The organism is Pseudomonas sp. G(2018) (assembly GCF_005502415.1).
Classification (GTDB): domain Bacteria; phylum Pseudomonadota; class Gammaproteobacteria; order Pseudomonadales; family Pseudomonadaceae; genus Aquipseudomonas.
Window position 1 is genome coordinate 342,192 of the sequence record NZ_SCOO01000001.1, and the last position, 25,678, is coordinate 367,869.

Genomic DNA, 25,678 nt, shown 5'->3' on the forward strand with positions numbered 1-25,678 from the left:
CAGTCAATTTTAGGGAATGAGGTGTTTGCGCCTGGGTAGTCGGCGCGAAATCCTCGTTCTGTCAGTCGCTGGCCTCGTGCTGGCCAACGCTCAAGGATCTGTAACGTGATTGGACGCTTGCGCGGCACACTGGCTGAGAAACAGCCGCCGCATCTGATTCTGGATGTAAACGGCCTGGGCTATGAACTTGAAGTGCCCATGACCACGCTTTATCGCTTGCCGTCGGTCGGTGAGCCACTGACGTTGCACACCCATTTGGTCGTACGCGAAGACGCGCAGTTACTCTATGGCTTCGTCGGCAAGCGCGAGCGAGACTTTTTTCGCGAGTTGATCCGTCTCAATGGCGTGGGTCCGAAACTGGCCCTGGCCCTTATGTCGAGCCTGGAAGTCGACGAACTGGTCCGTTGCGTGCAATCCCAGGACACCTCGGCGCTGACCAAGGTGCCGGGCGTGGGCAAGAAAACCGCCGAGCGTCTGCTGGTGGAACTCAAGGACCGCTTCAAGGCCTGGGAAACCGTGCCAAGCATGTTCGCCCTGGTACCGAACCAGCCGGACGGGCCCGCACCGGTCAATACCGCCGAGAATGACGCGGTCAGCGCGCTGATTTCCCTGGGCTACAGGCCGCAGGAAGCCAGCAAGGCGATTTCCGCGATCAAGGAGAAAGGCTTGAGCAGTGAAGACATGATTCGTCGTGCCCTGAAGGGAATGATCTAAGTGATTGAAGCTGATCGTCTGATCGCCGCCACGGGTGGTCCCCGTGACCGCGAGGAAGTCCAGGACCGGGCAATTCGTCCCGTCAGCCTGGCCGAATACATTGGCCAGCCGACCGTTCGCGAGCAAATGGAGTTGTTCATCCAGGCTGCCCGAGGGCGCAACGAATCCCTGGATCACACCTTGATTTTTGGTCCTCCGGGATTGGGTAAAACCACCCTGGCCAACATCATCGCCCAGGAAATGGGGGTTTCGATCAAAAGCACCTCGGGGCCGGTCCTTGAGCGTCCGGGTGACCTGGCGGCGCTGCTGACCAATCTCGAGCCGCACGACGTACTCTTTATCGACGAAATCCATCGCCTGTCGCCGATCGTCGAAGAGGTGCTGTACCCGGCGATGGAAGATTTCCAGCTCGACATCATGATCGGCGAAGGCCCGGCCGCGCGTTCGATCAAGCTCGACCTGCCGCCGTTCACCCTGGTCGGCGCGACGACGCGGGCGGGGATGTTGACCAACCCGTTGCGTGACCGTTTCGGGATCGTCCAACGCCTGGAGTTCTACAGCAACGCCGATCTGTCGACGATTGTCAGTCGCTCGGCGAGCATTCTTGGCTTGCCGCTGGACCCGGAGGGCGCCTTCGAAATCGCCCGGCGTGCCCGCGGTACGCCGCGGATCGCTAATCGCTTGCTGCGCCGGGTGCGGGACTTCGCGGAAGTTCGTGCCAAGGGCCATATCACCAAGCCGATTGCCGACCTGGCCCTGAACCTGCTGGACGTCGATGAGCGCGGCTTCGATCACCAGGATCGACGTCTGTTGCTGACCATGATCGAGAAGTTCGATGGCGGGCCGGTCGGGGTCGACAGTCTCGCCGCGGCCATCAGTGAAGAGCGCCACACCATTGAAGACGTGCTGGAACCCTACCTGATTCAGCAGGGCTACATCATGCGTACGCCACGGGGGCGAGTGGTGACGCGGCATGCGTACCTGCACTTCGGCTTAAACATTCCGTCACGATTGGGCGAGATGCCCGTGGTAGACGAGTTCCTCGATGCCGTGGACGATTAATTAACTTTTGCGGGCTGAATTTTCGGGCATTGTGCTGTCCTAGGACCGTACTTTCGCCAGAAAGCCGCAGAACATTGAAAAACAGTTGCCTGGCCGGATTGGCAACCCGAGGAGTAAGCACTAGAGTATGCGCGCGCAAAACGGGCTTGAGCCTTTCGCACATCGTTGTCGCGTTTATTACGAGGACACCGATGCGGGCGGCATCGTGTATTACGTCAATTACCTCAAGTTTATGGAACGGGCTCGAACCGAGCGGCTACGAGAGCTGGGCTTTGCCCAATCGCAGCTGGCAGGGGAGGACCTGTTGTTCGTCGTGCATTCCAGCGAAGCGCGCTACCACGCGCCGGCGCGACTGGATGACGAGCTGCTGGTAAGCGCTGAAGTAATCGAATTGAACCGTGCCAGCTTGCGCTTCAAGCAGCAGGTCAGGCGGGCCACGGATAATGCACTGCTCTGTGAAGGGCAGTTTCTGGTGGCCTGTGTGCGCACTGAAAGTTTAAAACCCCGGGCCATTCCCGAAGCTCTACGAGCGGCCTTTGCCGACGTGAGCGGCGCGGGTACACACTCAAAGCAGGAGATAAAGCGTGGAAGCTAACGTCGTCGACCATTCCTCCATGTGGAGCCTGGTCAGCAATGCCAGTATCGTGGTGCAACTGGTAATGCTGACCCTGGTAGCCGCATCGGTGACCTCATGGATCATGATCTTTCAGCGCAGCAACCTGCTGCGCGCCGGTCGACGCGCCCTGGAGAGCTTCGAAGAGCGCTTCTGGTCGGGTATCGACCTGTCCAAACTCTACCGTCAGGCGGGCAGCAACCCGGACCCGGATTCGGGTGTCGAGCAGATCTTCCGTGCCGGTTTCAAGGAATTCTCCCGTCTGCGCCAGCAGCCAGGCGTTGACCCCGAGGCGGTCATGGAAGGTGTGGCTCGTGCCATGCGCGTTGCCATTTCCCGTGAAGAAGAAAAGCTCGAGCAGAGCCTGCCGTTCCTGGCCACCGTCGGCTCTGTCAGCCCGTACATCGGTCTGTTCGGTACCGTCTGGGGCATCATGAACTCCTTCCGTGGCCTGGCGACTGCGCAACAAGCAACCCTGGCCACCGTGGCGCCAGGTATCGCCGAAGCCCTGATCGCCACTGCGATCGGTCTGTTCGCCGCCATTCCTGCCGTTATTGCCTACAACCGCTTCTCTGCTCGCAGCGAAACCCTGCTGAGCCGTTACTACACCTTCGCCGATGAATTCCAGGCGATCCTGCACCGCAAAGTGCACACCAGCGAAGAATAAGCAGGTAATTTCCAATGGCTTTAATCGCTCGAGCTCGACACAAGCGCAAGCCGGTCGCCGAGATGAACGTGGTGCCTTACATCGACGTGATGTTGGTGCTGCTGGTCATCTTCATGGTGACCGCGCCGATGCTCAACCAGGGCGTGAAAGTTGATCTGCCGAAGGTTTCCAGCGAAGCCTTGCCGCAGGACAACAACACCCAGGTCCTGACCATTTCGATCAAGGCTGACAAGACCTACTACTGGAACCTTGGCAGCGAAGTCGACACAGAGAAGCAACAAGATCGCGCCATGACCCTGCCGCAGATGACTGACGCGGTGACCAAGATCATTCGCGTCGGCAACGAAGGCGGCAAGCGTACCCAGGTCTTCATTCGCGGCGACAAGAGCGTCGACTATGGTTCCGTGATGGGCGCCATGGGCGGGTTGCAGAAAGCCGGGGTCGGTAATGTTGGCTTGATTACCGAGGCGCCCTGATGCAGCAACAGCGAGAGCCGTCCGCCTCGGAAAGCTACTTCTGGCCTAGTGTCTGGGCGATTGGCTTGCACGTGCTGGTGTTCGGCATGCTGTTCGTCAGTTTTGCCTTCACACCGGAGCTGCCGCCGGCCAAGCCGATTGTTCAGGCAACCCTGTACCAGCTGAAATCGAAAAGTCAGGCAACCACCCAGACCAATCAGAAGATTGCGGGTGAGGCGAAGAAATCCGCTGCACGCCAGACCGAAGAAGAACAGCTGGAACAGAAGAAGGTCGAGCAGGAAGCAGTGAAGGCTGCGGAACAAAAGAAAGAAGAAGCGGCTCAAAAGGCCGAGGAAGCCAAGAAGGCCGACGAGTCCAAGAAAGCGGAAGAGGCGAAAAAGGCTGATGAAGCCAAGAAAGCCGACGACGCGAAAAAGGCCGCCGAAGCCAAGAAGGCAGAAGAGAAACAATTGGCTGATATAGCCAAGAAGAAAGCGGAAGAAGAAGCCAAGAAGGCTGCTGAAGAAGAGGCCAAGAAAGCGGCCGCTGAAGAAGCGAAGAAAAAGATCGTCGAAGACGCGAAGAAGAAAGCCGCGGAAGACGCCAAGAAGAAAGCTGAAGCTGAAGAGGCGAAGAAGAAAGTCGCCGAAGAAGCGAAGAAGAAAGCTGCTGCCGATGCTGCGAAGAAGAAAGCGCAGGATGCGGCACGTAAATCCGCCGAAGACAAAAAGGCTCAGGCCCTGGCAGATTTGCTTTCCGACACGCCGCAGCGTCAGCAGGCCTTGGCGGATGAGCAGGGCGACGAAGTCGCCGGCAATTTCGATGACCTGATTCGAGTGCGAGCAGCGGAAGGCTGGGCTCGTCCACCTTCGGCCCGCAAAGGCATGACGGTCCAGTTGCAAATCGGCATGTTGCCGGACGGTACGGTGACTTCGGTCAGCGTGCTCAAGTCCAGTGGCGACGGTCCGTTTGACGCGTCGGCTGTAGCGGCAGTGAAGAATATTGGACGTTTGACAGAAATGCAGGGAATGAAGCCGAGTGATTTCGCTCCGTATCGTTCATTCAAGATGACATTCACACCTGAGGATCTATCCCCGTGAGAAACCTCCTTCGAGGAATGCTGGTCGTGATCTGCTGCATGGCAGGGATCGCGATGGCAGATGAGAAAAACATTCTGGTCACCAGCGGCAGTGACCGGGCGACCCCGATCGCAGTCGTACCGTTCGGCTTCCAGGGCGGCAGCGTGCTGCCGGACGACATGGCTGAAATCATCGGTAACGACCTGCGCAACTCGGGTTACTACTCGCCTATTCCAAAGCAGAACATGATCAGCCAGCCAAGCCAGGCCAGCGAAATCATCTTCCGTGACTTCAAGGCGCTGGGTGCCCAGTACGTCATGGTCGGCAGTATTGTTCCGGCGGGCGGTCGCCTGCAGGTTCAATACGCACTGTTCAACGTCGCTACCGAGCAGCAAGTGCTGACCGGCAGCGTGTCGGGCGGCGTCGATCAGCTGCGCGACATGTCGCACTACATCTCCGATCAGTCGTTCGAAAAACTCACCGGTATCAAAGGTGCGTTCTCGACTCGCCTGCTGTACGTGACGGCCGAGCGTTTCTCCGAGAAGAACACTCGCTACACGCTGCAACGTTCGGACTATGACGGTGCCCGCGCCGTGACCCTGTTGCAATCGCGCGAGCCGATCCTGTCGCCGCGCTTCGCTCCGGATGGCAAGCGCATCGCCTACGTCTCGTTCGAGCAGAAGCGTCCGCGCATTTTCATGCAGAACATCGACACCGGTCGCCGTGAACAGATCACCAACTTCGAAGGCCTGAACGGTGCGCCAGCCTGGTCGCCGGATGGCAATCGCCTGGCATTCGTCTTGTCCAAAGATGGCAACCCGGACATCTATGTGATGAACCTGGGTTCGCGTCAGATCAGTCGCGTCACCAACGGCCAGGGCATCAACACCGAACCGTTCTGGGGCAAGGATGGTTCGACCATCTACTTCACCTCCGACCGTGGCGGCAAACCGCAGATCTACAAAACCAGCGTGGGTGGTGGCGGTGCCGAGCGTGTGACTTTCGTCGGTAACTACAACGCCAACCCTAAACTGTCGGCTGACGAAAAGACCCTGGTGATGATCCACCGCCAGGACGGATTCACCAATTTCAAGGTGGCGGCTCAGGATTTGCAGCGCGGTAGTGTAAAGATCCTCACTGATAGCACTCTGGACGAGTCGCCTACTGTTGCGCCCAACGGCACCATGGTAATCTACGCCACCCGCCAGCAGGGCCGGGGAGTCTTGATGCTCGTGTCCATCAATGGACGCGTAAGGCTCCCGCTTCCTACCGCACAAGGCGAAGTCAGAGAACCTTCCTGGTCCCCTTACCTGAACTGACGCGGCGCTTTACGTTTTACTTAACACACTGGGGTTCATTAGGAGTTTCACGATGGAAATGCTGAAGTTTGGTAAATTTGCTGCGCTGGCTCTGGCCATGGCTGTAGCTGTAGGTTGCTCGTCCAAAGGCGGCGACAATGCCGGTGAAGGCGCGGTAGATCCAAACGCTGGTTACGGCGCAAACACTGGTGCAGTTGACGGCTCCCTGAGCGAAGAAGCTGCTCTGCGCGCAATCACCACTTTCTACTTCGAATACGACAGCTCGGACCTGAAGCCAGAAGCCATGCGCGCTCTGGACGTTCACGCCAAAGACCTGAAAGCAAACGGCGCTCGCGTTGTTCTGGAAGGCAACACCGACGAACGTGGTACTCGTGAGTACAACATGGCACTGGGCGAGCGTCGTGCGAAAGCCGTTCAACGCTACCTGGTACTGCAAGGTGTTTCCCCAGCTCAGCTGGAACTGGTTTCCTACGGCGAAGAGCGTCCAGTTGCTACCGGCAACGACGAGCAGTCCTGGGCTCAAAACCGTCGCGTCGAACTGCGTAAGTAATTCGTCATGCGAACGTGCCGTCGTGCTGTAACTGTTCTGGCTCTCAGTCTCGCACCGCTTGCGGTGTGGGCTGAGGTTCCTGTGGTCGATAATGACTCCGGCTATAACAATAGCGGGAGCAGTTATCCGCCTGCGGGTTACGGTACGAACGGCGCCTATGCCGGGGGAGGGGTTTCGGCCCCTGTCTCGGCACAGGGCCAGCTGTTCAACCAACTGCAACAAATGCAGGATCAGATCTCGCGCCAACAGGGTGTGATTGAAGAACTGCAAAATGATGTAACGCGCATGAAGCAAGAGAGCCTGGAGCGATATCAGGATCTTGATCGGCGCATAGGATCCGGCGTTGCACCAGCCGCGACTTCCGATAATTCTTCCACCGGTGGCGATTTGAATGCCCCCGGTGCAGCAGCAGGCGCAGCCGCCGGTGCAGGAGCGGCAGCCGCTCAAGCACCCGCCGCGGGCAGCGAGCCGGCAGACCCGGCGAAGGAAAAGCTCTACTACGACGCAGCCTTCGACCTGATCAAGGCCAAGGATTTCGACAAGGCCAGCCAGGCTTTCGCCGCATTCTTGCGCAAATATCCGAATAGCCAATACGCGGGCAATGCCCAGTACTGGTTGGGTGAAGTGAACCTGGCCAAAGGTGATCTGCAAGGTGCAGGTCAGGCGTTTGCCAAGGTTTCACAGCTTTACCCGAAGCACGCCAAAGTACCTGATTCGCTGTACAAGCTCGCTGATGTAGAGCGCCGCCTCGGTCATACCGACCGGGTCAAAGGCATTCTGCAGCAGGTGGTTTCCCAATATCCGGGTACTTCCGCCGCTCAGTTGGCACAGCGTGATCTGCAAAAAATGTAAGGGCTGCTTGACCTGTTTCGAAGAAACCCGCGCTTGTCGCGGGTTTTTTGTTAGAATTCATCCCCTTTTTTCTGAAACACGCTTTTTGGGATCTGCGCATTGCCGGGGTTCCTTGAAGTGCCTGACGGAGGCGGACAGCCTGTTTAGCTGTTACGCCCGTGGCGACTATGCAAGACACATTGAGAATCACCGAAGTTTTCTACTCGTTGCAGGGTGAAACTCGGACTGCCGGCCTGCCCACGGTTTTTGTGCGCCTGACCGGTTGCCCGTTGCGTTGCCAATACTGCGACAGCGCCTACGCCTTCACCGGCGGAACCATTCGCACGCTCGACGATATCCTTGAGCAAGTGGCAGGGTTCCGTCCGCGCTATGTCTGTGTCACGGGCGGCGAGCCCCTGGCGCAACCCAACGCCATTCCATTGCTCAAGCGGTTGTGTGACGCCGGTTACGAAGTGTCACTGGAAACCAGTGGTTCTATCGATATCTCGGCCGTGGATCCTCGGGTCAGTCGTGTCGTCGACCTGAAGACTCCAGGTTCGAAGGAAGCACATCGCAATCGTTACGAAAACATTGAACTGCTCACGTCCAACGATCAGGTGAAATTTGTCATCTGCTCGCGGGAAGACTATGACTGGTCCGTTTCCAAGCTGATCCAGTACGGTCTGGACCAGCGCGCCGGCGAAGTCCTGTTCTCACCAAGTCATCACGACCTCAATGCTCGGGATCTGGCTGACTGGGTGGTGGCGGACAATCTGCCAGTTCGCCTGCAATTGCAGCTGCATAAATATCTTTGGAATGACGAGCCGGGGCGCTGATATGACGGAACAATTGAACACTGTGGAAAAACGTGCGGTCATCCTCCTGTCCGGTGGCCTGGATTCGGCAACCGTCGTGGCCATGGCTCGCGCTGAAGGCTACAGCTGCTACACCATGAGTTTCGACTATGGTCAGCGTTCCCACGCCGAGCTGTATGCCGCTGAGCGTGTCGCCCGTGACTTGGGTGTGGTCGAGCACAAGGTGATCGGTCTGAACCTGAACGGCATCGGCGGCTCGGCGCTGACCGACAGCAGTATCGACGTGCCGGAGGTTGCAGGGGAGGGCATCCCGGTGACTTACGTGCCGGCACGCAACACGGTGTTCCTGTCGCTGGCGTTGGGGTGGGCCGAAGTGCTGGGCGCGCGTGACATCTTTATCGGTGTGAACGCTGTCGACTACTCCGGTTACCCTGACTGCCGTCCAGAGTTCGTCGAGGCCTTCGAGCGCATGGCTAATCTGGCAACCAAGGCCGGTGTTGAAGGGCAGGGCTTCCGTATTCAGGCACCCCTGCAAAACCTGAGCAAGGCACAGATTGTCCAGGCAGGTGTAAAGCTTGGCGTGGACTACGGCCTGACCGTTTCCTGCTATCAAGCTGATGACGATGGGCGTGCCTGCGGCAAATGCGACAGCTGCCGCCTGCGTGCGGAAGGCTTTGCGGCGGCCGGAATCAGCGATCCAACACCTTATTTTTGATTTATTTCAAAATAGGTGTTGAATAGTCCTTAAAAATCAGTATTATACGCGCCACCACACAGCGGGTCGTTAGCTCAGTTGGTAGAGCAGTTGGCTTTTAACCAATTGGTCGTAGGTTCGAATCCCACACGACCCACCATTTTCAAGCTGTTTTAAAAGTCTGGAAGGCCCACGAAAGTGAGGATTTCCGGATTTTTTTTTGCCCGCGATTTATGCCCGCCCGATTCCCGGGCTGCACTGCATGACACAGATCAGAATCATCTTTTGCATCCACGGGATATTCTGTAGCCTTGCGCAGCTTCAACGCTGTCCGTGCCTGATCAATACCCACTTTCCCGGCGGTACCCTGTTGGGTCCGGAGCCGGGTGTATACTCGACTTTCGCGCGAATGCGCCTGCAGGTCTTGCGAACATGACGCAGATTTCCGAACGCCTTCTGGTTCAAGCCCACCTCGACGCCAAGCAGCCCAAGCCGCTGACAGCCGATGAGGAGGCTTATTATCGTTCTGCCATCGCTGCCGAGCTCAAGGCTCAGGACGCAGTGCTGGTTGCTCACTTTTATTGCGATCCGATCATTCAGGCCCTGGCCGAAGAAACCGGTGGCTGCGTTTCCGACTCGCTGGAAATGGCCCGCTTCGGCAATGCTCATCCGGCCAAGACCGTGGTGGTCGCCGGGGTCAAGTTCATGGGCGAGACGGCCAAGATCCTCAACCCCGAAAAACGCATCCTGATGCCGACGCTGGAAGCCACGTGCTCGCTGGACCTGGGCTGCCCGGTCGACGAGTTTTCCGCGTTCTGCGACCAGCATCCCGAGCGTACGGTGGTGGTCTATGCCAATACATCGGCGGCGGTAAAAGCGCGGGCTGACTGGGTGGTGACGTCGAGCTGCGCGCTGGAGATCGTGGAAAGCCTGATGGACAACGGCGAAACCATTATCTGGGGGCCGGACAAGCATCTTGGGACTTACATTCAGCGCCAGACCGGTGCCGACATGCTGCTGTGGGACGGGGCTTGCATCGTTCACGAAGAGTTCAAGTCCAAGCAGCTCGAGGACATGAAGGCGCTGTATCCCGATGCGGCGATCCTGGTGCATCCAGAGTCGCCCACTTCGGTGATCGAGCTGGCAGACGCTGTGGGTTCCACCAGCCAGTTGATCGCGGCAGCACAGACCCTGCCGAACAAAACCCTGATTGTTGCCACCGACCGCGGCATCTTCTACAAGATGCAGCAGTTGTGCCCGGACAAGGTGTTTATCGAAGCGCCAACCGCCGGTAACGGTGCTGCGTGCCGCAGTTGCGCACACTGCCCGTGGATGGCGATGAACACGCTTGAGCGCACGCTGAAGAGCTTGAAAGAGGGGACTAACGAGATCTTTGTCGATCCTGCGCTGATTCCCCAGGCCATTCGGCCGCTCAAGCGTATGTTGGATTTCACCCAGGCGGCGCGGATGAAGTTGGCTGGTAACGCTTAAGAGCGAAAATCAAAAGATCGCAGTCTTCGGCAGCTCGTACAGGTGTAGACATAACCCTGTAGGAGCTGTCGAAGGCTGCGATCTTTTTTGTGGGCGCTACTTTTGTTTTTTCGGAATCCGCACCAGCTGGGTGTTGGAGTACATGTCGTGCCAGCTGCGCTTCTGCTTGTCGAACAGCGACCAGATGAATCCGAGGCCCACGCACAGCAGCGAAGCGATCGACACCACGAAGCGCAGCAGCGCTTGCCACAGGCTGATGGAGGAGCCATCGGCATTCTGTACGCGAATGCACCAGACCTGCATGCCCAGGGTTTGGCCTGAGTGGGTCCAGAACTTGGCGAAGAAGCCAAACAGAACGAACAGCAGTACGGTCGAGAGCAGCGGGTCGCCGTCGAGCGCTCCGGCCTCTGTGAGCGCGCGCATTTTTTCTTCACCGATGATCGCCATCTGAATCATCTTGTAGGCGCCGCTGGTCACGATCAGCAGGGCGGTGCACAGCAGGAAGTCATAGAACATCGCCGCCAGACGACGACCCAGGCCAGCGGCAGGAAATTCGCCCTGGGGTTTCAGCAGGTGTTTCGACATGACGGCACTCAAAGGGAAAAAAGAAGCCATTTTACGGATTTACGCGCACAAAAAAGCCCCTGATGTCAGCATCAGGGGCTTTTTCGTAACAGAAGATTAGCCTTCTGCTTGTACCTCGTCAGCCTGCATGCCTTTCTGGCCTTGCACAGCGATGAAGGTCACTTTCTGGCCTTCTTTCAGGCTCTTGAAACCGTTGCCCTGAATAGCGCGGAAATGCACGAACAGATCCGGACCGCTTTCTGGAGTGATAAAACCAAAACCTTTCTCGTCGTTAAACCACTTGACGGTACCGCTCTGACGTTGGGACATTTCTTATTTCCTTTGACGCTAAAATTAATGACAGTCTCTTTCTCATGAAAGAGTACTGGGGCTGGTTGCAGGAGAGTAAGAAGACGTCGAACGGGATGTAGCTAACTTGGTGGCTACTGCCCAGGTCACGATTCCAAGCGACCCATGCAAACACAGTGAACAAACTCTACGCCAACTATGGGAGAAAAAACAAGCCCCTGCGAAGCCCCCGGATTTCCTCAGGTTGCTGGCAGTTCGCAGACCATGCGGCGGCTTATTCGTTCCGCTTGTTCAATTGTTTTCGAACGTTATAAGCAAAGTTCATAATCGAAGCTTAGAGCCAAACGATGCACTCTTTTATGGCGGTTGCGTTACACATTAGTGCATTGTTAACGCAACCGCGTTACTTATAGGAACAATCAATCAGCCGCGATAGTAGCGTTGCGGAACAAATGGCATTTTGCTTACAAGCAAAGGAACCTTTTTCCCACGAACAATCGCCCATACTGGAGTATCGAGAGCGATATAAGCGCTGTCGACATAACCCATCGCCAAAGGACCGCCCAAGGTCGGCCCGAAACCGCCGCTGCAGACGCTGCCGATGATCTCGCCCGCTTCGTTGACAATCTCTGCACCTTCGCGCACCGGAGTACGTTCCTGAGGCAGCAGGCCGATACGCTTGCGGCTGACACCGCCCTGTTGCTGGGCGAATACGTTTTCAGCGCCAGGGAAACCGCCGGCACGCGCACCCTCGGCACGACGAGGCTTGGAGATAGCCCACAACAGGCTGGCTTCGATCGGGGTGGTGTCAGTGTTCATGTCGTGGCCGTACAGGCACAGGCCGGCTTCCAGGCGCAGCGAGTCGCGCGCGCCAAGGCCGATGGCTTCCACTTCCGGTTCCGCCAGCAGGGCGCGGGCGAGGGCTTCGGCGCTGGCGGCCGGCACGGAGATTTCGAAACCGTCTTCACCGGTGTAGCCCGAGCGGCTAACAAAGCAGTCAACGCCCAGCAATTGCACACGGGCGAACTGCATGAACGTCATTTTCGCCACTTCCGGAGCCAGGCGCGCCAGCACGGTGACCGCCGCCGGACCTTGCAGGGCCAGCAGGGCGCGCTCTTCGAACAACGGTTCGATACTGCATTGTTCGCCAATGTGTTTGCGCAGGTGTGCCAGGTCCTGGTCCTTGCAGGCTGCGTTGACCACCAGGAACAATTCGTCGTTACCCAGGTTGGCGACCATCAGGTCATCGAGGATGCCACCGGTCTCGTTGGTGAACATCGCATAGCGCTGCATGCCCACCGGCAGGTCGATGATATCCACTGGCACCAGGGTCTCCAGAGCCTTGGCGGCATTGGCGCCGGTCAGACGGATCTGGCCCATGTGCGAAACATCGAACAGCCCGGCCTGATCGCGGGTGTGCTGGTGTTCTTTCATCACGCCCAGCGGGTATTGCACGGGCATGTCATAGCCGGCGAATGGCACCATGCGTGCGCCCAGTTCGATGTGCAGTGCGTGCAACGGGGTTTTCAACAGTTGTTCGGTGGACATATTCAGCTCCTGAAAAAGTGTGCAGTGTGCGTAAGCCCATCAGCACTCGATAATGTTGACCGCCAAACCGCCTCGGGCGGTTTCCTTGTATTTGCTTTTCATGTCGGCGCCGGTCTGGCGCATGGTGCGGATGACCTTGTCGAGGGAGACGAAATGCTGTCCGTCGCCACGCATGGCCATGCGCACCGCATTGATGGCCTTGACCGAACCCATGGCGTTGCGCTCGATGCAAGGCACTTGCACCAGTCCGCCGATCGGGTCGCAGGTCAGGCCCAGGTTGTGTTCCATGCCGATTTCCGCGGCGTTTTCCACTTGTTGCACCGTGCCGCCGAGGACTTCGCACAAGGCCCCGGCCGCCATGGAACACGCCACGCCAACCTCACCTTGGCAGCCGACTTCGGCGCCGGAAATCGAGGCGTTTTCCTTGTACAGAATGCCAATGGCCGCGGCGGTCAGCAGAAAGCGCACCACCCCGTCTTCGTTCGCTGTGGGAATGAAACGCATGTAGTAATGCAGCACCGCCGGAATGATCCCGGCCGCACCGTTGGTGGGCGCCGTAACCACGCGCCCGCCATTGGCGTTTTCTTCGTTGACGGCCAGGGCGTAGAGGTTGACCCAGTCCAGAACCGACAGTGGATCGCGCAGGGATGATTCGGGGTTCTTGCACAGTTGCCGATACAGCGCAGCCGCCCGGCGCTTGACCTTCAAGCCACCGGGCAAAATGCCTTCGTTACGGCATCCAGCGGCAACGCAGTCCTGCATCACTTGCCAGATCTTCAACAGGCCGGCACGGGTTTCCGCTTCGGGGCGCCAGGCACTTTCGTTGGTCAGCATCACCTGGCTGATGGATAAGCCGTAGGTGGCGCAGTGACCGAGCAGTTCCTTGGCATTTTTGAAGGGAAAGGTCAGCGGGGTTGAGTCTTCGACGATGCGATCTGCACCGGCAGCGTCTTCATCGACGACAAAACCGCCGCCGACCGAGTAGTACTCGCGGCTGCGGATTTGCAAACCCGCCGCGTCGAATGCGCGAAAAATCATACCGTTGGGATGGTAGGCCAATGGTTTGCGGATCATCGCCAGGTGTTCTTTCTCGTTGAACGCAATGCTGTGTTCTCCGAGCAGGTTCAAGCGTCCGCTGCCACGAATGTCATGCAGGCGAGTGGCGACGGTTTCGGTGTCCACGGTATCCGGGTGTTCACCTTCCAGGCCCAGCAGCACAGCCTTGTCACTGCCGTGGCCCTTGCCGGTGGCACCGAGTGAACCATAGAGCTCGACCTTGACGCAGGTGGTCGCGGTCAGCAGGTTTTCTCGGCGCAGGCCCTCGGCGAAACGCGCGGCTGCGCGCATCGGGCCGACGGTGTGGGAACTGGAGGGGCCGATGCCAATTTTGAACAGGTCGAACACGCTTAGCGACATGGTTGGCCTCCGGGGGAGAAGTTGCAAGCGGCAAGCTACAAGCTACAAGCTGCAAGTCAGAGCCTGTTGGCTTTCAACTTGTAGCTTGCGGCTTGAAGCTAGTTGCTGCTTTAAGCGTAGCTTTCGATCGACGGGCAGGCGCAGACCAGGTTGCGATCACCGAACACGTTGTCGACGCGACCGACCGGCGGCCAGTATTTGCCTTCGATCAGCGAAGCGACCGGGTACACCGCTTGCTCGCGGCTGTACGGATGCGACCACTCGCCGACCAGCTCCGCCGCGGTGTGCGGGGCGTTTTTCAGCGGGTTGTCGTCCTTGTCCAGCGTGCCGTTTTCCACCGCGCGGATTTCCTCGCGGATGCGGATCATGGCGTCGCAGAAACGGTCCAGTTCTTCCTTGGATTCGCTTTCGGTCGGCTCGATCATCAGCGTGCCGGCCACCGGGAACGACATGGTAGGAGCGTGGAAGCCGAAGTCGATCAGGCGCTTGGCCACGTCATCGACGCTGATGCCGCTGCTGTCTTTCAGCGGACGCAGATCTAGGATGCACTCGTGCGCCACCAGGCCGTTGCTGCCGGTGTAGAGCACTGGGTAATGCTCTTCGAGGCGACGGGAGATGTAGTTGGCGTTGAGAATGGCCAGCTGCGAAGCGCGCTTCAGACCCGCGCCGCCCATCATGCGGATGTACATCCAGGTGATCGGCAGAATACTCGCGCTACCGAATGGCGCGGCGCATACCGCGCCTTCCTTGCGTGCCATTTGCGCGTGGCCCGGCAGGAATGGCGTCAGGTGCGATTTCACACCAATCGGGCCAACGCCCGGGCCGCCACCGCCGTGAGGGATGCAGAAGGTCTTGTGCAGGTTCAGGTGCGACACGTCGCCACCGAACTTGCCCGGGGCGCAGAGGCCGACCATGGCGTTCATGTTGGCGCCGTCGATGTACACCTGGCCGCCGTTGTCGTGAATGATGCCGCAGATTTCGCGGATGCCTTCTTCGAACACGCCGTGGGTCGACGGGTAGGTGATCATCAGCGCGGCGAGGTGTTCGCGGTGCTCGATAGCCTTGGCGCGCAGGTCTTCGATGTCGACGTTGCCCCGGGCATCGCACGCGGTGACCACTACGCGCATGCCGGCCATCTGGGCGGTGGCCGGGTTGGTGCCGTGGGCCGACGACGGGATCAGGCAGATGTCGCGGCGGTCTTCGCCACGGCTCTGGTGATAGGCGCGGATGGCCAGCAGGCCGGCGTACTCACCTTGCGAACCGGCGTTCGGTTGCAGCGAGATCGAATCGTAACCGGTGGCGGCGCAGAGCATTGCTTCCAGTTCATCGGTCAGTTGCTGGTAGCCGGCGCTCTGTTCGGCAGGGGCGAACGGGTGCAGGGCGCCGAACTCGGCCCAGGTCACCGGGATCATTTCGCTGGCGGCGTTGAGTTTCATGGTGCACGAACCCAGCGGGATCATGGTGCGGTCCAGCGCCAGATCCTTGTCCGCCAGTTTGCGCAGGTAGCGCATCAGCTCGGTTTCCGAGTGATAACGGTTGAACACCGGGTGGCTGAGGATCGGCGATTGGCGTACCAGTGCAACCGGGATGGTGCTTTGTACCGAGGCAGCGAGGGCGACGAAGTCCGGCAGGGTTTTGCCGTCGGCCAGCAGGCTCCACAGGGTTTCGACGTCGGCCTGGGTGCTGGTTTCGTCGAGGGACAGGCCCAGACGCTCGGCATCCACCACGCGCAGGTTGATCTGCTGAGCGCGAGCCTTGTCGTGCAACGCAGCCGTTTGCGCGCCGGTTTTAATGGTCAGCGTGTCGAAGAAGTTTTCCTGCTCGACGCTCAGACCCAGTGCGCTCAAGCCCTTGGCCAGAATCGCGGTGAGGTGATGCACACGGTTGGCGATCTGCGTCAGGCCTTTCGGACCGTGGTACACGGCGTACATGCTGGCGATGTTGGCCAGCAGCACTTGCGCGGTGCAGATGTTGCTGGTGGCCTTCTCGCGGCGGATGTGCTGTTCGCGGGTTTGCATGGCCAGGCGCAGCGCCGGCTTGCCAAAACGGTCCACGGACACACCGACCAGACGGCCCGGCATGTCGCGCTTGAACGCATCCTTGGTGGAGAAGTAGGCCGCGTGCGGGCCACCAAAGCCCAGCGGCACGCCGAAGCGTTGCGCGCTACCGATGGCCACGTCGGCGCCGAACTCGCCCGGCGGGGTCAGCACGGTCAGGGCCAGCAGGTCGGCGGCGACGGCAACCAGCGCGTTGGCGGCGTGGAAGCGTTCGGTCAGTTCGCGGTAGTCGAAGACGTCACCGTTGCTTGCCGGGTATTGCAGCAGGGCGCCGAAGAATGCGCTGACGTCAGTCAGTTCACGTTCATCGCCGACTACGACGTCGATACCCAGAGGCTCGGCACGGGTGCGCAATACGTCGAGGGTTTGCGGGTGGCAATGCACGGAGGCGAAGAACGCGTGGCTGCCCTTGTTCTTGCTCAGGCGTTTGCAGAAGGTCATGGCTTCGGCAGCGGCGGTGGCTTCGTCGAGCAGGGACGCGTTGGCGATCGGCAAGCCGGTGAGGTCGCTGATCAGAGTCTGGAAGTTCAGCAGCGCTTCAAGACGGCCTTGGGAAATTTCCGGCTGGTAAGGGGTGTAGGCCGTGTACCAGGCCGGGTTTTCCAGCAGGTTGCGCAGGATCGGCGACGGTGTGTGGGTGCCGTAGTAGCCCTGGCCGATGAAGGTCTTGAACAGCTGGTTCTTGCTGGCGATGGACTTGATCAACGCCAGGGCGTCGGCTTCGCTCAGGCCGTCTTCGAGGCCGAGGACGCTGGTGCCCTTGATGCTGTCCGGGATGACGCTGGCGCTCAGGGCTTCCAGGGAGTCGAAACCGAGGCTGTTGAGCATCGCTTGCTCGTCGCCGGCGCGCGGGCCGATGTGACGGGCGATGAATTCGTTGGCGGTACTGATGTTTACAACGGCAGGATTCACTTGAGTCATGTCAACGTTCCTCAGGCTTCGGCTTGGGCTTTGATCAGGCGGTCGTAGGCGTCCTGATCCAGCAGTTTGGCGACAGCCGAGTCGTCAGCCGGTTTGAAACGGAAGAACCAGCCTTCACCCAGCGGGTCTTCGTTGACCAGTTCCGGGCTGCTGTCCAGCGCCGGGTTCACTTCCACTACTTCTCCGTCCAGTGGCATGTACACGCCGCTGGCCGCTTTTACCGATTCCACGGTGGCTGCTTCAGCGCCTTTTTCGTAGGACTGCAGCTCAGGCAGTTGTACGAAAACCACGTCGCCCAGCGCGTTCTGTGCGAACGCGGTGATACCGACTGTGACAGTGCCGTCAGCTTCGGTGCGCAGCCATTCGTGATCTTCAGTAAAACGCAATTCGCTCATGGAAAACTCCTAAGGGGCCAGACTCGTCTGGTGGACGCGATTGAATGCTTGGGCAATTGCCCTGATTTATGAGTGGTGATTAAGCAAAAAAGCGGCCAATGTTATTTTATTGTTTTAAATCAATGGCTTAGGTGATTTTTTGAGGAGTGGTCATTTGCTGCCTGTAGCGAAATCGCTACAGGCATGGGTCAAGAAAAAAGCTGAAGTGGATCAAAGCCTTGCAGGACAGTGGTTGGAGAGGGGTGTAGCGATATCGTTCCGCTGTAGCGCTTTCAGTACAGGTGGAGGTCGTTTTTAGAGTGAAATTTACGGGTCAAACTCAAAACCTGTGGGAGCCAGCCTGCTGGCGATAGGGCCATCACATTCAACATCTTTGTTGTCTGTGAAACTGCTATCGCCAGCAGGCTGGCTCCCACAGTAGATTTTTGTTGGCTGGGAGAGGTGTTTCAACTGTAAGGATTACGGCTTATTGGGAATGCCGTACTTGCGCAACCGATGGGCGATTGCGGTGTGTGAGGTTTGCAGGCGGCTGGCCAGTTGGCGGGTCGAGGGGTAGCTGACGTAGAGTTTTTCCAGCAGGGTTTTCTCGAACTCGTCCATCGCCTGTTCCAGGCTGTCGACGTCGTGGTCGCTCTGGCGCGCTACCGAGGTGCCGGCAATGTCGAGGTCGCCGATGTCCACCAGGCTGCTTTCGCAAATGGCCGCCGCGCGGAAAATCACGTTTTGCAGCTGACGCACGTTGCCCGGCCAGCGGTTGCCCAGCAGGGCCGGATAAGTGCCCGGCGCCAGGCGACAGACCGGGCGCTGGATCTGCGCGCAGGCTTGCTGCATGAAGTAGCGAGCCAGCAGCAGAATGTCCTGGCCGCGCTCGCGCAGCGGTGGGACTTCGACGTTGAGGACATTAAGGCGGTAAAACAGGTCTTCGCGAAACTGCCCTTCACTGACCATTTTTTCCAGGTTGCGGTGGGTCGCGCTGAGAATGCGTACGTTGACCTTCACTTCGCGATCGCCGCCCACTCGCCGGAAACTGCCATCGTTGAGGAAACGCAACAACTTGGCCTGCAAGTACGGTGACATTTCGCCGATTTCATCGAGGAATACCGTGCCCTGGTTGGCTAGTTCCATCAGTCCTGGCTTACCGCCCCGTTGTGCGCCGGTGAAGGCGCCGGGGGCGTAGCCGAACAGTTCGCTTTCGGCGAGGTTCTCCGGCAATGCCGCACAGTTCAACGCCAGAAACGGTGAGTTGTGCCGCGCACTGATGGCGTGACAGGCCCGGGCCACCAGTTCCTTGCCGGTGCCGGTTTCACCCTGGATCAACAGCGGTGCATCGAGGGCCGCCACCCGTTGCGCGCGAACCTTGAGCGTGCGGATCACCGGCGATTCGCCCAGTAGCGCGTCAAAACCTTCGGCATGATCATGGTGCAACGCCGACAGGCGTTCGCCGATGCGGTTCGGTTGATACAGGGTCAGCAGGGCGCCGGCGTCGGTGATCGGTGTAGCGTCGAGCAACAACGTCTGGCCATTGACGGTGATTTCCCGCAGTGGCAGGCGAAAGCCGTGTTCGAGCAGGGTGTCGAGCAGCGCCGGGTCGGCGAACAGATCGGCGACGCTTTCACCGGCCGGTTCTCGGCCATACAGGGCAATCAGTGCGGGATTGCCCAGCAGCACCTTGCCGGCACTGTCTAAAGCCAGCACCGGATCGGTCATGGCCGCGAGCAGTGCATCGAGCTGCAAGTGCCGGCGCTGGCCCGGCAGGATATCGACCACCGTCATCGCCTGCACGCCACGCACGCTGAGCAACGCATCACGCAGTTCTTCAAGGACGTCCGGGCTCAGGGTCGGCGCGTCGATATAGACGTTGGGCGGAATCATTTCCACCGCATCCAGATTGAGATTGCGCCCACCGAGCAAGGCCAGGACTTCCTGGGTAATACCGACGCGGTCGATGAAGCTGACGTGGATACGCATGGGGCGGTTTCAGGTTCTGGAGTGCGGAGGGTGGCAAGTATGCCTTGGGGCGGGCGATTGGTGAAATCCCTGTGGGAGCGAGCAGGCTCGCTCCCACAAAGGATAATCTGGTCACATTGATCAATTTGAGGGACCGCCATGAAGTTGTTGCTTGCGTTTCAACCACCCTACGACTGGCCGGCGATGCTCGGCTTCTTGTCGGCGCGGGCGATTGCCGGAATGGAAGAGGTGATCGACGGCGTTTACTCGCGCAGCATTGGCTTGAAGGGCGTTCATGGCAGCCTGTCGATCAAACAGGCGACAACGGACTCACTGGAGCTGGCCCTCGATTTTCCCGACCCGACAGCCGTGCCCGAGATCGTTGCGCGAGTGCGGCGGATGTTTGATCTGGATGCCGATCTGACCAGGATCCATCGACATCTGGCGGTTGATCCGCTGCTGGCGCGATTGATTGCCGAGCGCCCGGGGCTGCGCGTGCCGGGGACGTGGGACGGACTGGAACTGGCGATTCGCGCGGTGTTGGGACAGCAGATTACGGTAGGGGCGGCAATCAAGCTCGCCGGGAAACTGGTGGCGCAATATGGCGTGCCACTGACCTCGCCGCGAGGTGGCGTGAGCCATGTCTTTCCCGAGGCCGCGGTGTTGGCGGCGGCGGACCTGGCGACTCTTGGAATGCCGAAAAGCCGTGGCTGCACGTTGTCGGGCGTGGCTCAGGCATTGCTGGATGATCCGCTGTTGTTCGAGCCCGGTCGGCAGGGTGGCGTGGCGCGGTTGCTGGCGTTGTATGGGATTGGTGACTGGACGGCGCAGTACATTGCATTGCGGCAATTGCGCGAGATGGATGGGTTTCCGACGGGGGACGTGGGGCTGATCAATGCCTTGGCGGCGCTTGAGGGGGAGGCGGTGACGGCGCGGCAGCTGTTGGTGCGGGCTGAGGGGTGGAGGCCGTTTCGGGGGTATGCGGCGCAGTTGCTTTGGACTTCGTTGAGTCGTTCTGACTGATTGATCCAATTTTCGTGTCAACTGTTCTGACGCCATCGCGGGCAAGCCCGCTCCCACAGGTTCAGCGCCGAAGTTGTGGGAGCGGGCTTGCCCGCGATGGCGATGTAAAAATTACCACCACTGCGCGCGATGGGAACCCAATTCAGTGGCTGCAATCGCCCACTGCAATGGCGTACCGGTGATCTTCAGTGGCACATGCAACCGATGCGCCGGCCCCCAGGGAGTCTGTTCGACCAGCATGCCCTGATCGCTTTCTTCCTCCGCCTGTAGCGGCTGCGCGATACCGGGTCCAGTCTCGATCAACAACTTCGCCGTTCGCGCCAACGACAACCGCGCCGACCCACTGCGCCCACTGCGCCAGCGCTCGGCCAATAACTGAATCACGCTGGCCGCCATCAGATACCCGGTGGCGTGATCGAGGGCTTGCAACGGCAAGGGCGTCGGTTTATCCGCCTGCTTCCAATGCATGCCGGCTTCGGCAATGCCGCTGCTCATCTGTACCAGACTGTCGAAGCCGCGACGGTTCAGCCACGGGCCGCTCCAGCCGTAGGCATTGAGGCTTGCGTCGATCAGGCCGGGAGCCAGTTTCTGCCGCTCAGTTGCACCGTAACCCAGGCGCTCCAGAGCATCGGCGCGGTAGCCGTGCAGAATGATATCGGCGCCCTTGAGCAGGCTTTCGAATACGCGGCGATCGGCGTTGTCATGCAAGTCCAGGCGTGCGCAGCGCTTGCCCAAGGTCATTTCCGGCACCACGCCCGGTTCGTTCCAGGTCGGTGGGTCGATGCGCAAGACGTCGGCGCCAAGGCCCGCGAGAAAACGGCTGGCGACGGGGCCGGCGAGTACGCGGGTCAGATCCAGCACCTTGATCCCGGCCAGCGGTTGCGCCACCGAACCCTGCCACGGTGTGCCGTTGTGACTGCTGTGATGGCCGAACTGAATCAGCGCTTCGGCGTTCACGGCCTGACCTTGTGGATGGGCCTGCCACTGTGCCCAGCTGCGCATTTCGGCGGCACAGCCTCCGGCGTCGACCACGGCCTGCTCCAGATCGCGCTTGGCCCATTGCGCCACCTTGCTTGCCATCGCCGCACGGTCGGCACAGGCGCCAAGCACCGATTCGGCCGCGGCGCGGTGATGGGGGGCATTGGTGTGCAGGCGAATCCAGCCATCTTTGGCGGCATAGTCACCGGCGATCGGGTCCCACAATGGTGGGACGCTCCAACCTACAGGCCGGATCGAACTGGAGAACCAGAACGAGGCCAGGCGCCGATCGACTTCAAGATCGGGCAAGCGTCCGGTTTGTTGGTGCAGCAATTGGCTGATGGTTTGGCCCGCGGCGGCGATACTGGCGCAGGCCAGGTCGGTGACGGCAAACGCCGAGGGCAGGGCGCCCGTAGAGGTGAAAGGGATTGGCGAATGCGGCAAGCCGAGTGCGGCTTGAATGGACGTGAGTAAATCAGTCATCGAAGGCCCTCCGGAGCGAGAGCCCGAGCATAGATCAAAAAGCCTGTGCAGCAGATGAAAAACCTGTGTGCAAGCCTGCTCGCGAAAGCGGTCTGTCAGTCAACATTCATGTTGAGGGTCAGTCCGTCTTCGCGAGCAGGCTCGCTCCCACAGGGGATTTGCGATGGGATGACTACACCCGGAACTGATCCATCAGTTTCATCTGGTGGGTGGTCAGGTTGTTGAGCTGGCTGCTGATCTGCGCCGATTCGGTGGCTTGTCCGGTCAGGGTTTCGGTCACGGTGCGGATCGCCGAGACGTTGCGGTTGACCTCTTCGGCCACGGCGCTCTGTTGTTCGGCGGCGCTGGCGATTTGCAGGTTCATGTCGCTGATCACAGTGACCGCGTCGCTGATCTTGCTCAAGGCCTGGACCGCTTGCTGGATCTGTCCGGCATTGCTGTGGGCCTGGGTCTGGCTCGAATGCATGGTGGCGACCACGCCGCGGGTGCCGCTCTGGATGCGTTCGATCACCAGGCGAATTTCTTCCACCGAATCCTGGGTACGTTTGGCCAGGTTGCGCACTTCGTCGGCCACTACCGCGAACCCACGACCGCTTTCACCGGCACGGGCGGCCTCGATTGCCGCATTGAGTGCCAGCAGGTTGGTTTGTTCGGCGATGCTGCGGATCACTTCCAGCACCGAGCCGATTTGCTCACTGTTGACTGCCAATGCTTCAACTTCAGTCACGGCCTTGCTGACTTCGTCGGCCAATTGATTGATGTCGCGGGTACTGCGCTCGATGATCTGCATGCCATCGCGGGCCGACTGGTCGGCGCCCTTGGCGGCACTGGCCGCGTTCGACGCACTGTTGGCGACGTCGTGGGCGGTGGCGCTCATTTCGTTGGACGCGGTGGCGACCTGGTCGATTTCGCGGAACTGTACCTGCATGCCTTCGCTGGTCTGGCGGGCGATTTCCGAAGACTGGTCGGCGGTGCCTCGAGCGTCAGTGATGCTTTGTTTGATCTGCGCGATGGTCGGTTGCAGTTTGTCGAGGAATCGGTTGAACCAGCTGACCAGTTCGCCCAGTTCATCCTTCTTGCTGTAGTGCAGGCGTTGGGTCAGGTCGCCGTCGCCGCTGGCAATCGCCTTGAGCATCTCGGCCACGCTGTTGATAGGCCGGGTGACGCCCGAGGCGGTGAGCCAGATCAGCAGCAAACCGATCAGGCCGGCGATGATTGCAACAGCTACCGCCTTGATCGTGCCGTTTTGCTGGGCGTCGTCGAGCACCGCTTGCAGTTTCACCGAATCGGCCAAAAGCACTTGCTTGGGCAAGTCGATCACCACGCCCCAGGCCTTGGAGTCGGCGATCGGGCTGACCGGGTAGACCGCGCGGATCAGGTCACCCTGTTCAAGAATCTTCGGGGTGCCGGCGCCGAGCAATTGCAGGACATCCTTGCCGTCCGCGCCCAGGGTGTCGCCGATGCTTTTACCGACTTTGCTGGCGTCGACGCTGTAGGCGGCGAGCACACCGCTGCCGGAGACGATCAGCATGTGACCGGCGCTGTTGAACAGGTCGCGCTGGGAGTCGACGGCCGCCGCTTGCAGGGCATCAAGGGCGATGTCGACACCGACCACGCCGATGGCCTTGCCATCCACCAGCAGCGGTACGGAAATGGTGGTCATCAGCATTTCCTTGCCGGCGACGGTGTCGGCATACGGGTCGAGCAGGCAGGTGCGTTTACTGTCGCGTGGGCAGGTGTACCAGACGTTGTACGGCGTGCCGCTGAGGTTAAGGTCGGTCTTGGTCATGTCGTCTTCGACCATGATCGTGTTCAACCCGGTGCCGCCGGCACGGCTCCAGTAAGTGGCAAAGCGTCCGGCTTCGTTGGATTGGCGAGCCGCGTCATTGGCGAATTCGCTGTCCTTGCCATCCAGGCCATTGGGCTCGAACGCCAGCCAGATCCCGAGTACTTTGCTGTTGCGTTCGAAGGCGGTTTTCAGGCTCTGGTTCAGCTCCTCGCGCAAGGCGCCGGCCTCAAGCGAACGCTTGGCAGCCATGGCGCGCATGTCCTTGATCTGATCGGCCAGGGCGGTGACCACCAGCAGGTTTTCCCCGAAGGTCTTCTGCACCCGCACCGCCTGTTCGGCAGCCTTGGCCTGCAGCAGGTTTTGCACACTCTCGGTGAGCATCTTGCTGCTGGAGGCACTGACCAGTTCATCGTTCTGATTGGTCTGGTAGAAGTTCATGCCGACGATCAGCGTGACCACGCCGAGCAGGCAGAGACCGGAGAGCAGGACAGTTTTCAGGCGGATGGACAGTGAGTCGAACATAGGGCGAACTCGCGAATGGATGATTGTTGGCTGTGAGTCGGGTTGACTCGATACGCCAAATCCATTCAGCGCCATTCACTGCACATCGGCGCGGGGATGGCGTTGCATGAGAGGGGTTCCGACGAACGGTCATGGTTGAACGTTTGCGCGGGAAAATGTGCTGAATATCAAATAAAAAACAGGAAAAATCTCCAGATGGTTCAGCGCGTTTGCGGCCTTGAGCCAGTGCCGGAGATGAAATAGAGAACAGGAAAAAATCGCCAACTGGTTCAGGAGGATTCCGGTCGCGACCAGATCCAGAGATTGCCTATCCCCATTCCGGCGACGGCCAGGTAGACCGGCCAACCATGATCGAGCATCACCAACATCAGCGTGGCGCACAGCAACATGCTGGCGGTGGCGCTGACCTTGGCCCGACGCGTAATGATTTTGCCGTTGCGCCAGTTACTGAGCAGGGAGCCGAACAGCCGGTGGTTTTCCAGCCAGGCGCTCAAGCGTGGCGAACTGCGGGTGGCGGCCCAAGCGGCCAGCAGGATGAATTCGGTGGTCGGCAGGCCGGGAATGACGATGGCGATCAGGCCGATGCCCAGGCTGATGTAGGCCAGCAGACCGAAGAGGAGGCGGATGAGTTTGGAGGAGGCTGGCATTTGAGGGTTGATCAGAATCTTGCAGGTGTACTCGGTCCTTTGTGGGAGCGGGCTTGCCCGCGAATGCGGTGTATCTGTCAATTTTGATGTCGACTGACACTCCGCATTCGCGAGCATGCCCGCTCCCACAAGGGGATTGCATTCAGTCAGGCGAGTTCCGGGGTGTAAGCCTGTTCCAGCAACACCGTGAAGCGGTTGAACGCATCGATGGCGCCTTTATCCAGCTCGGCTTCTTCCTGGGCGCTGAGTTCAAGCGCATCGAGTGTCTTGACGAAACGCTTCCAGCCTTCAGCACGGCCACCGGCCGGTTCACCCAGGTGACGGGCACCGAAGGTTTCGCTCAAGCCAAGGCCCACGGCGCGCTTGATCAGGAACGCCGCGCCGAGTTTCGAGCCTTCGGAGACGAAGATCCAGCCCAATGCCTGGGCTTTACTCGGGTTACTGACGGCACCCGCGACCGGTGCTGGCACTCCCGTTTCCAGGTCCGCCAGGTCAGCCTTTGCCGCTTCGGCACGGCAGCGATCAGGCAGGTCAGGGACGATGGCGCTTAGTTCGGCATCGTTGTACAGCGCCACCAGTTCCGACTGGAACAAGTACTGCGCCACGACGAAACGGGCGAAATTGGCCTGTGTTTCGAACGGGGCGTGGGCTTTGACCAGGGCGTCGAGTTTGCTGTGGGGTTCGTGGGTGATCTGGTTCAAGCGTTGCGAGCGCAAATCCGGGCGTTGAGCCGTGTCCTGAGTGGTCATGGGAAGTCCTTGAGAAAGAGAAGTGCCTGCTAACGAGACG

Annotated in this window: 24 protein-coding genes, 1 tRNA gene and 1 pseudogene; 14 read left to right on the forward strand and 12 right to left on the reverse strand. The window is 59.6% G+C overall.

Annotated features, from left to right (window positions below; genetic code table 11):
* Nucleotides 1–105 precede the first annotated feature (105 nt).
* The 13 genes from ruvA (at nt 106) to nadA (ending at nt 10,290) form a co-directional block, all read left to right on the forward strand.
* A complete protein-coding gene (gene ruvA / locus FFS64_RS01610) occupies nt 106–714 on the forward strand; it encodes a Holliday junction branch migration protein RuvA (protein ID WP_137803950.1) in 609 nt (202 codons plus the stop codon).
* Complete coding sequence (ruvB, locus tag FFS64_RS01615; protein ID WP_137803951.1) at nt 715–1,776, forward strand: Holliday junction branch migration DNA helicase RuvB; 1,062 nt, start codon at nt 715–717, stop codon at nt 1,774–1,776.
* Nucleotides 1,777–1,903: 127 nt separating this feature from the next.
* Nucleotides 1,904–2,371 carry a tol-pal system-associated acyl-CoA thioesterase gene (gene ybgC, locus FFS64_RS01620; RefSeq protein WP_095193174.1) on the forward strand — a complete coding sequence of 156 codons (468 nt, stop codon included), beginning with the start codon at nt 1,904–1,906 and terminating at the stop codon, nt 2,369–2,371.
* A complete protein-coding gene (gene tolQ, locus FFS64_RS01625; RefSeq protein WP_095193175.1) occupies nt 2,361–3,056 on the forward strand; it encodes a protein TolQ in 696 nt (231 codons plus the stop codon). The genes ybgC and tolQ overlap by 11 nt, the downstream gene beginning before the upstream one ends.
* A gap of 23 nt (nt 3,057–3,079) precedes the next feature.
* Complete coding sequence (gene tolR / locus FFS64_RS01630) at nt 3,080–3,532, forward strand: protein TolR (RefSeq protein WP_171017047.1); 453 nt, start codon at nt 3,080–3,082, stop codon at nt 3,530–3,532.
* Nucleotides 3,532–4,611, forward strand: coding sequence for a cell envelope integrity protein TolA (tolA, locus tag FFS64_RS01635; RefSeq protein ID WP_137803953.1), 1,080 nt, complete (start codon nt 3,532–3,534; stop codon nt 4,609–4,611). The genes tolR and tolA overlap by 1 nt, the downstream gene beginning before the upstream one ends.
* Before the next feature lie 17 nt (nt 4,612–4,628).
* On the forward strand, nt 4,629–5,909 hold the full coding sequence (gene tolB, locus FFS64_RS01640) for a Tol-Pal system beta propeller repeat protein TolB (RefSeq protein ID WP_171017048.1): 1,281 nt from the start codon (nt 4,629–4,631) through the stop codon (nt 5,907–5,909).
* A gap of 52 nt (nt 5,910–5,961) precedes the next feature.
* A complete protein-coding gene (pal, locus tag FFS64_RS01645) occupies nt 5,962–6,459 on the forward strand; it encodes a peptidoglycan-associated lipoprotein Pal (RefSeq protein WP_003178634.1) in 498 nt (165 codons plus the stop codon).
* Between the two features lie 6 nt (nt 6,460–6,465).
* On the forward strand, nt 6,466–7,311 hold the full coding sequence (gene ybgF / locus FFS64_RS01650; protein WP_137803955.1) for a tol-pal system protein YbgF: 846 nt from the start codon (nt 6,466–6,468) through the stop codon (nt 7,309–7,311).
* A gap of 167 nt (nt 7,312–7,478) precedes the next feature.
* On the forward strand, nt 7,479–8,126 hold the full coding sequence (queE, locus tag FFS64_RS01655) for a 7-carboxy-7-deazaguanine synthase QueE (protein ID WP_137803956.1): 648 nt from the start codon (nt 7,479–7,481) through the stop codon (nt 8,124–8,126).
* Nucleotide 8,127: 1 nt separating this feature from the next.
* A complete protein-coding gene (gene queC / locus FFS64_RS01660) occupies nt 8,128–8,820 on the forward strand; it encodes a 7-cyano-7-deazaguanine synthase QueC (protein WP_095193180.1) in 693 nt (230 codons plus the stop codon).
* A 63-nt stretch (nt 8,821–8,883) separates the two neighbouring features.
* Nucleotides 8,884–8,959 (forward strand) — tRNA-Lys (locus tag FFS64_RS01665).
* A 272-nt stretch (nt 8,960–9,231) separates the two neighbouring features.
* Nucleotides 9,232–10,290: a quinolinate synthase NadA gene (nadA, locus tag FFS64_RS01670; RefSeq protein ID WP_095193181.1), complete on the forward strand. Its 1,059-nt coding sequence runs from the start codon at nt 9,232–9,234 to the stop codon at nt 10,288–10,290.
* Nucleotides 10,291–10,386: 96 nt separating this feature from the next.
* Here the strand turns inward: nadA and FFS64_RS01675 are convergent, their stop codons facing one another.
* The 7 genes from FFS64_RS01675 to FFS64_RS01705 form a co-directional block, all read right to left on the reverse strand.
* The gene (locus FFS64_RS01675) at nt 10,387–10,875 is read right to left on the reverse strand and encodes an RDD family protein (protein ID WP_137803957.1); all 489 of its coding nucleotides are present in this window, start codon (nt 10,873–10,875) and stop codon (nt 10,387–10,389) included.
* Nucleotides 10,876–10,971: 96 nt separating this feature from the next.
* Complete coding sequence (locus FFS64_RS01680; protein ID WP_007931076.1) at nt 10,972–11,184, reverse strand: cold-shock protein; 213 nt, start codon at nt 11,182–11,184, stop codon at nt 10,972–10,974.
* A 402-nt stretch (nt 11,185–11,586) separates the two neighbouring features.
* The gene (gene gcvT / locus FFS64_RS01685; RefSeq protein WP_137803958.1) at nt 11,587–12,711 is read right to left on the reverse strand and encodes a glycine cleavage system aminomethyltransferase GcvT; all 1,125 of its coding nucleotides are present in this window, start codon (nt 12,709–12,711) and stop codon (nt 11,587–11,589) included.
* Between the two features lie 39 nt (nt 12,712–12,750).
* Nucleotides 12,751–14,127 carry an L-serine ammonia-lyase gene (locus FFS64_RS01690; RefSeq protein ID WP_137803959.1) on the reverse strand — a complete coding sequence of 459 codons (1,377 nt, stop codon included), beginning with the start codon at nt 14,125–14,127 and terminating at the stop codon, nt 12,751–12,753.
* 110 nt (nt 14,128–14,237) lie between these two features.
* Complete coding sequence (gene gcvP, locus FFS64_RS01695; protein WP_137803960.1) at nt 14,238–17,105, reverse strand: aminomethyl-transferring glycine dehydrogenase; 2,868 nt, start codon at nt 17,103–17,105, stop codon at nt 14,238–14,240.
* An 11-nt stretch (nt 17,106–17,116) separates the two neighbouring features.
* Nucleotides 17,117–17,500: a glycine cleavage system protein GcvH gene (gcvH, locus tag FFS64_RS01700; protein WP_095193186.1), complete on the reverse strand. Its 384-nt coding sequence runs from the start codon at nt 17,498–17,500 to the stop codon at nt 17,117–17,119.
* Nucleotides 17,501–17,959: 459 nt separating this feature from the next.
* Entirely contained in the window at nt 17,960–19,468 is a 1,509-nt protein-coding gene (locus FFS64_RS01705) for a sigma-54-dependent transcriptional regulator (RefSeq protein ID WP_137803961.1), read from the reverse strand.
* Nucleotides 19,469–19,606: 138 nt separating this feature from the next.
* On the opposite strand from FFS64_RS01705, the gene FFS64_RS01710 reads away from it, so the two are divergent.
* On the forward strand, nt 19,607–20,470 hold the full coding sequence (locus FFS64_RS01710) for a DNA-3-methyladenine glycosylase (RefSeq protein ID WP_137803962.1): 864 nt from the start codon (nt 19,607–19,609) through the stop codon (nt 20,468–20,470).
* Between the two features lie 111 nt (nt 20,471–20,581).
* Here FFS64_RS01710 and FFS64_RS01715 read toward each other — a convergent pair whose 3' ends face one another.
* The 5 genes and pseudogenes from FFS64_RS01715 to FFS64_RS01735 all read right to left on the reverse strand — a co-directional run bounded on the left by FFS64_RS01715 (nt 20,582) and on the right by FFS64_RS01735 (nt 25,638).
* Nucleotides 20,582–21,931 (reverse strand): CoA transferase, encoded by a 1,350-nt coding sequence (locus FFS64_RS01715; protein WP_137803963.1) that lies wholly within the window; start codon nt 21,929–21,931, stop codon nt 20,582–20,584.
* Nucleotides 21,932–22,103: 172 nt separating this feature from the next.
* Nucleotides 22,104–22,859, reverse strand: a complete 756-nt coding sequence (locus FFS64_RS32085) for a methyl-accepting chemotaxis protein (protein ID WP_371807299.1) — start codon at nt 22,857–22,859, stop codon at nt 22,104–22,106.
* Nucleotides 22,860–23,009: 150 nt separating this feature from the next.
* Nucleotides 23,010–24,317: pseudogene (locus tag FFS64_RS32090) on the reverse strand (chemotaxis protein); the annotation flags it as partial.
* Between the two features lie 194 nt (nt 24,318–24,511).
* Nucleotides 24,512–24,889: a YbaN family protein gene (locus FFS64_RS01730; protein ID WP_137803966.1), complete on the reverse strand. Its 378-nt coding sequence runs from the start codon at nt 24,887–24,889 to the stop codon at nt 24,512–24,514.
* A 146-nt stretch (nt 24,890–25,035) separates the two neighbouring features.
* Complete coding sequence (locus FFS64_RS01735) at nt 25,036–25,638, reverse strand: biliverdin-producing heme oxygenase (RefSeq protein ID WP_137803967.1); 603 nt, start codon at nt 25,636–25,638, stop codon at nt 25,036–25,038.
* Nucleotides 25,639–25,678: the final 40 nt, after the last annotated feature.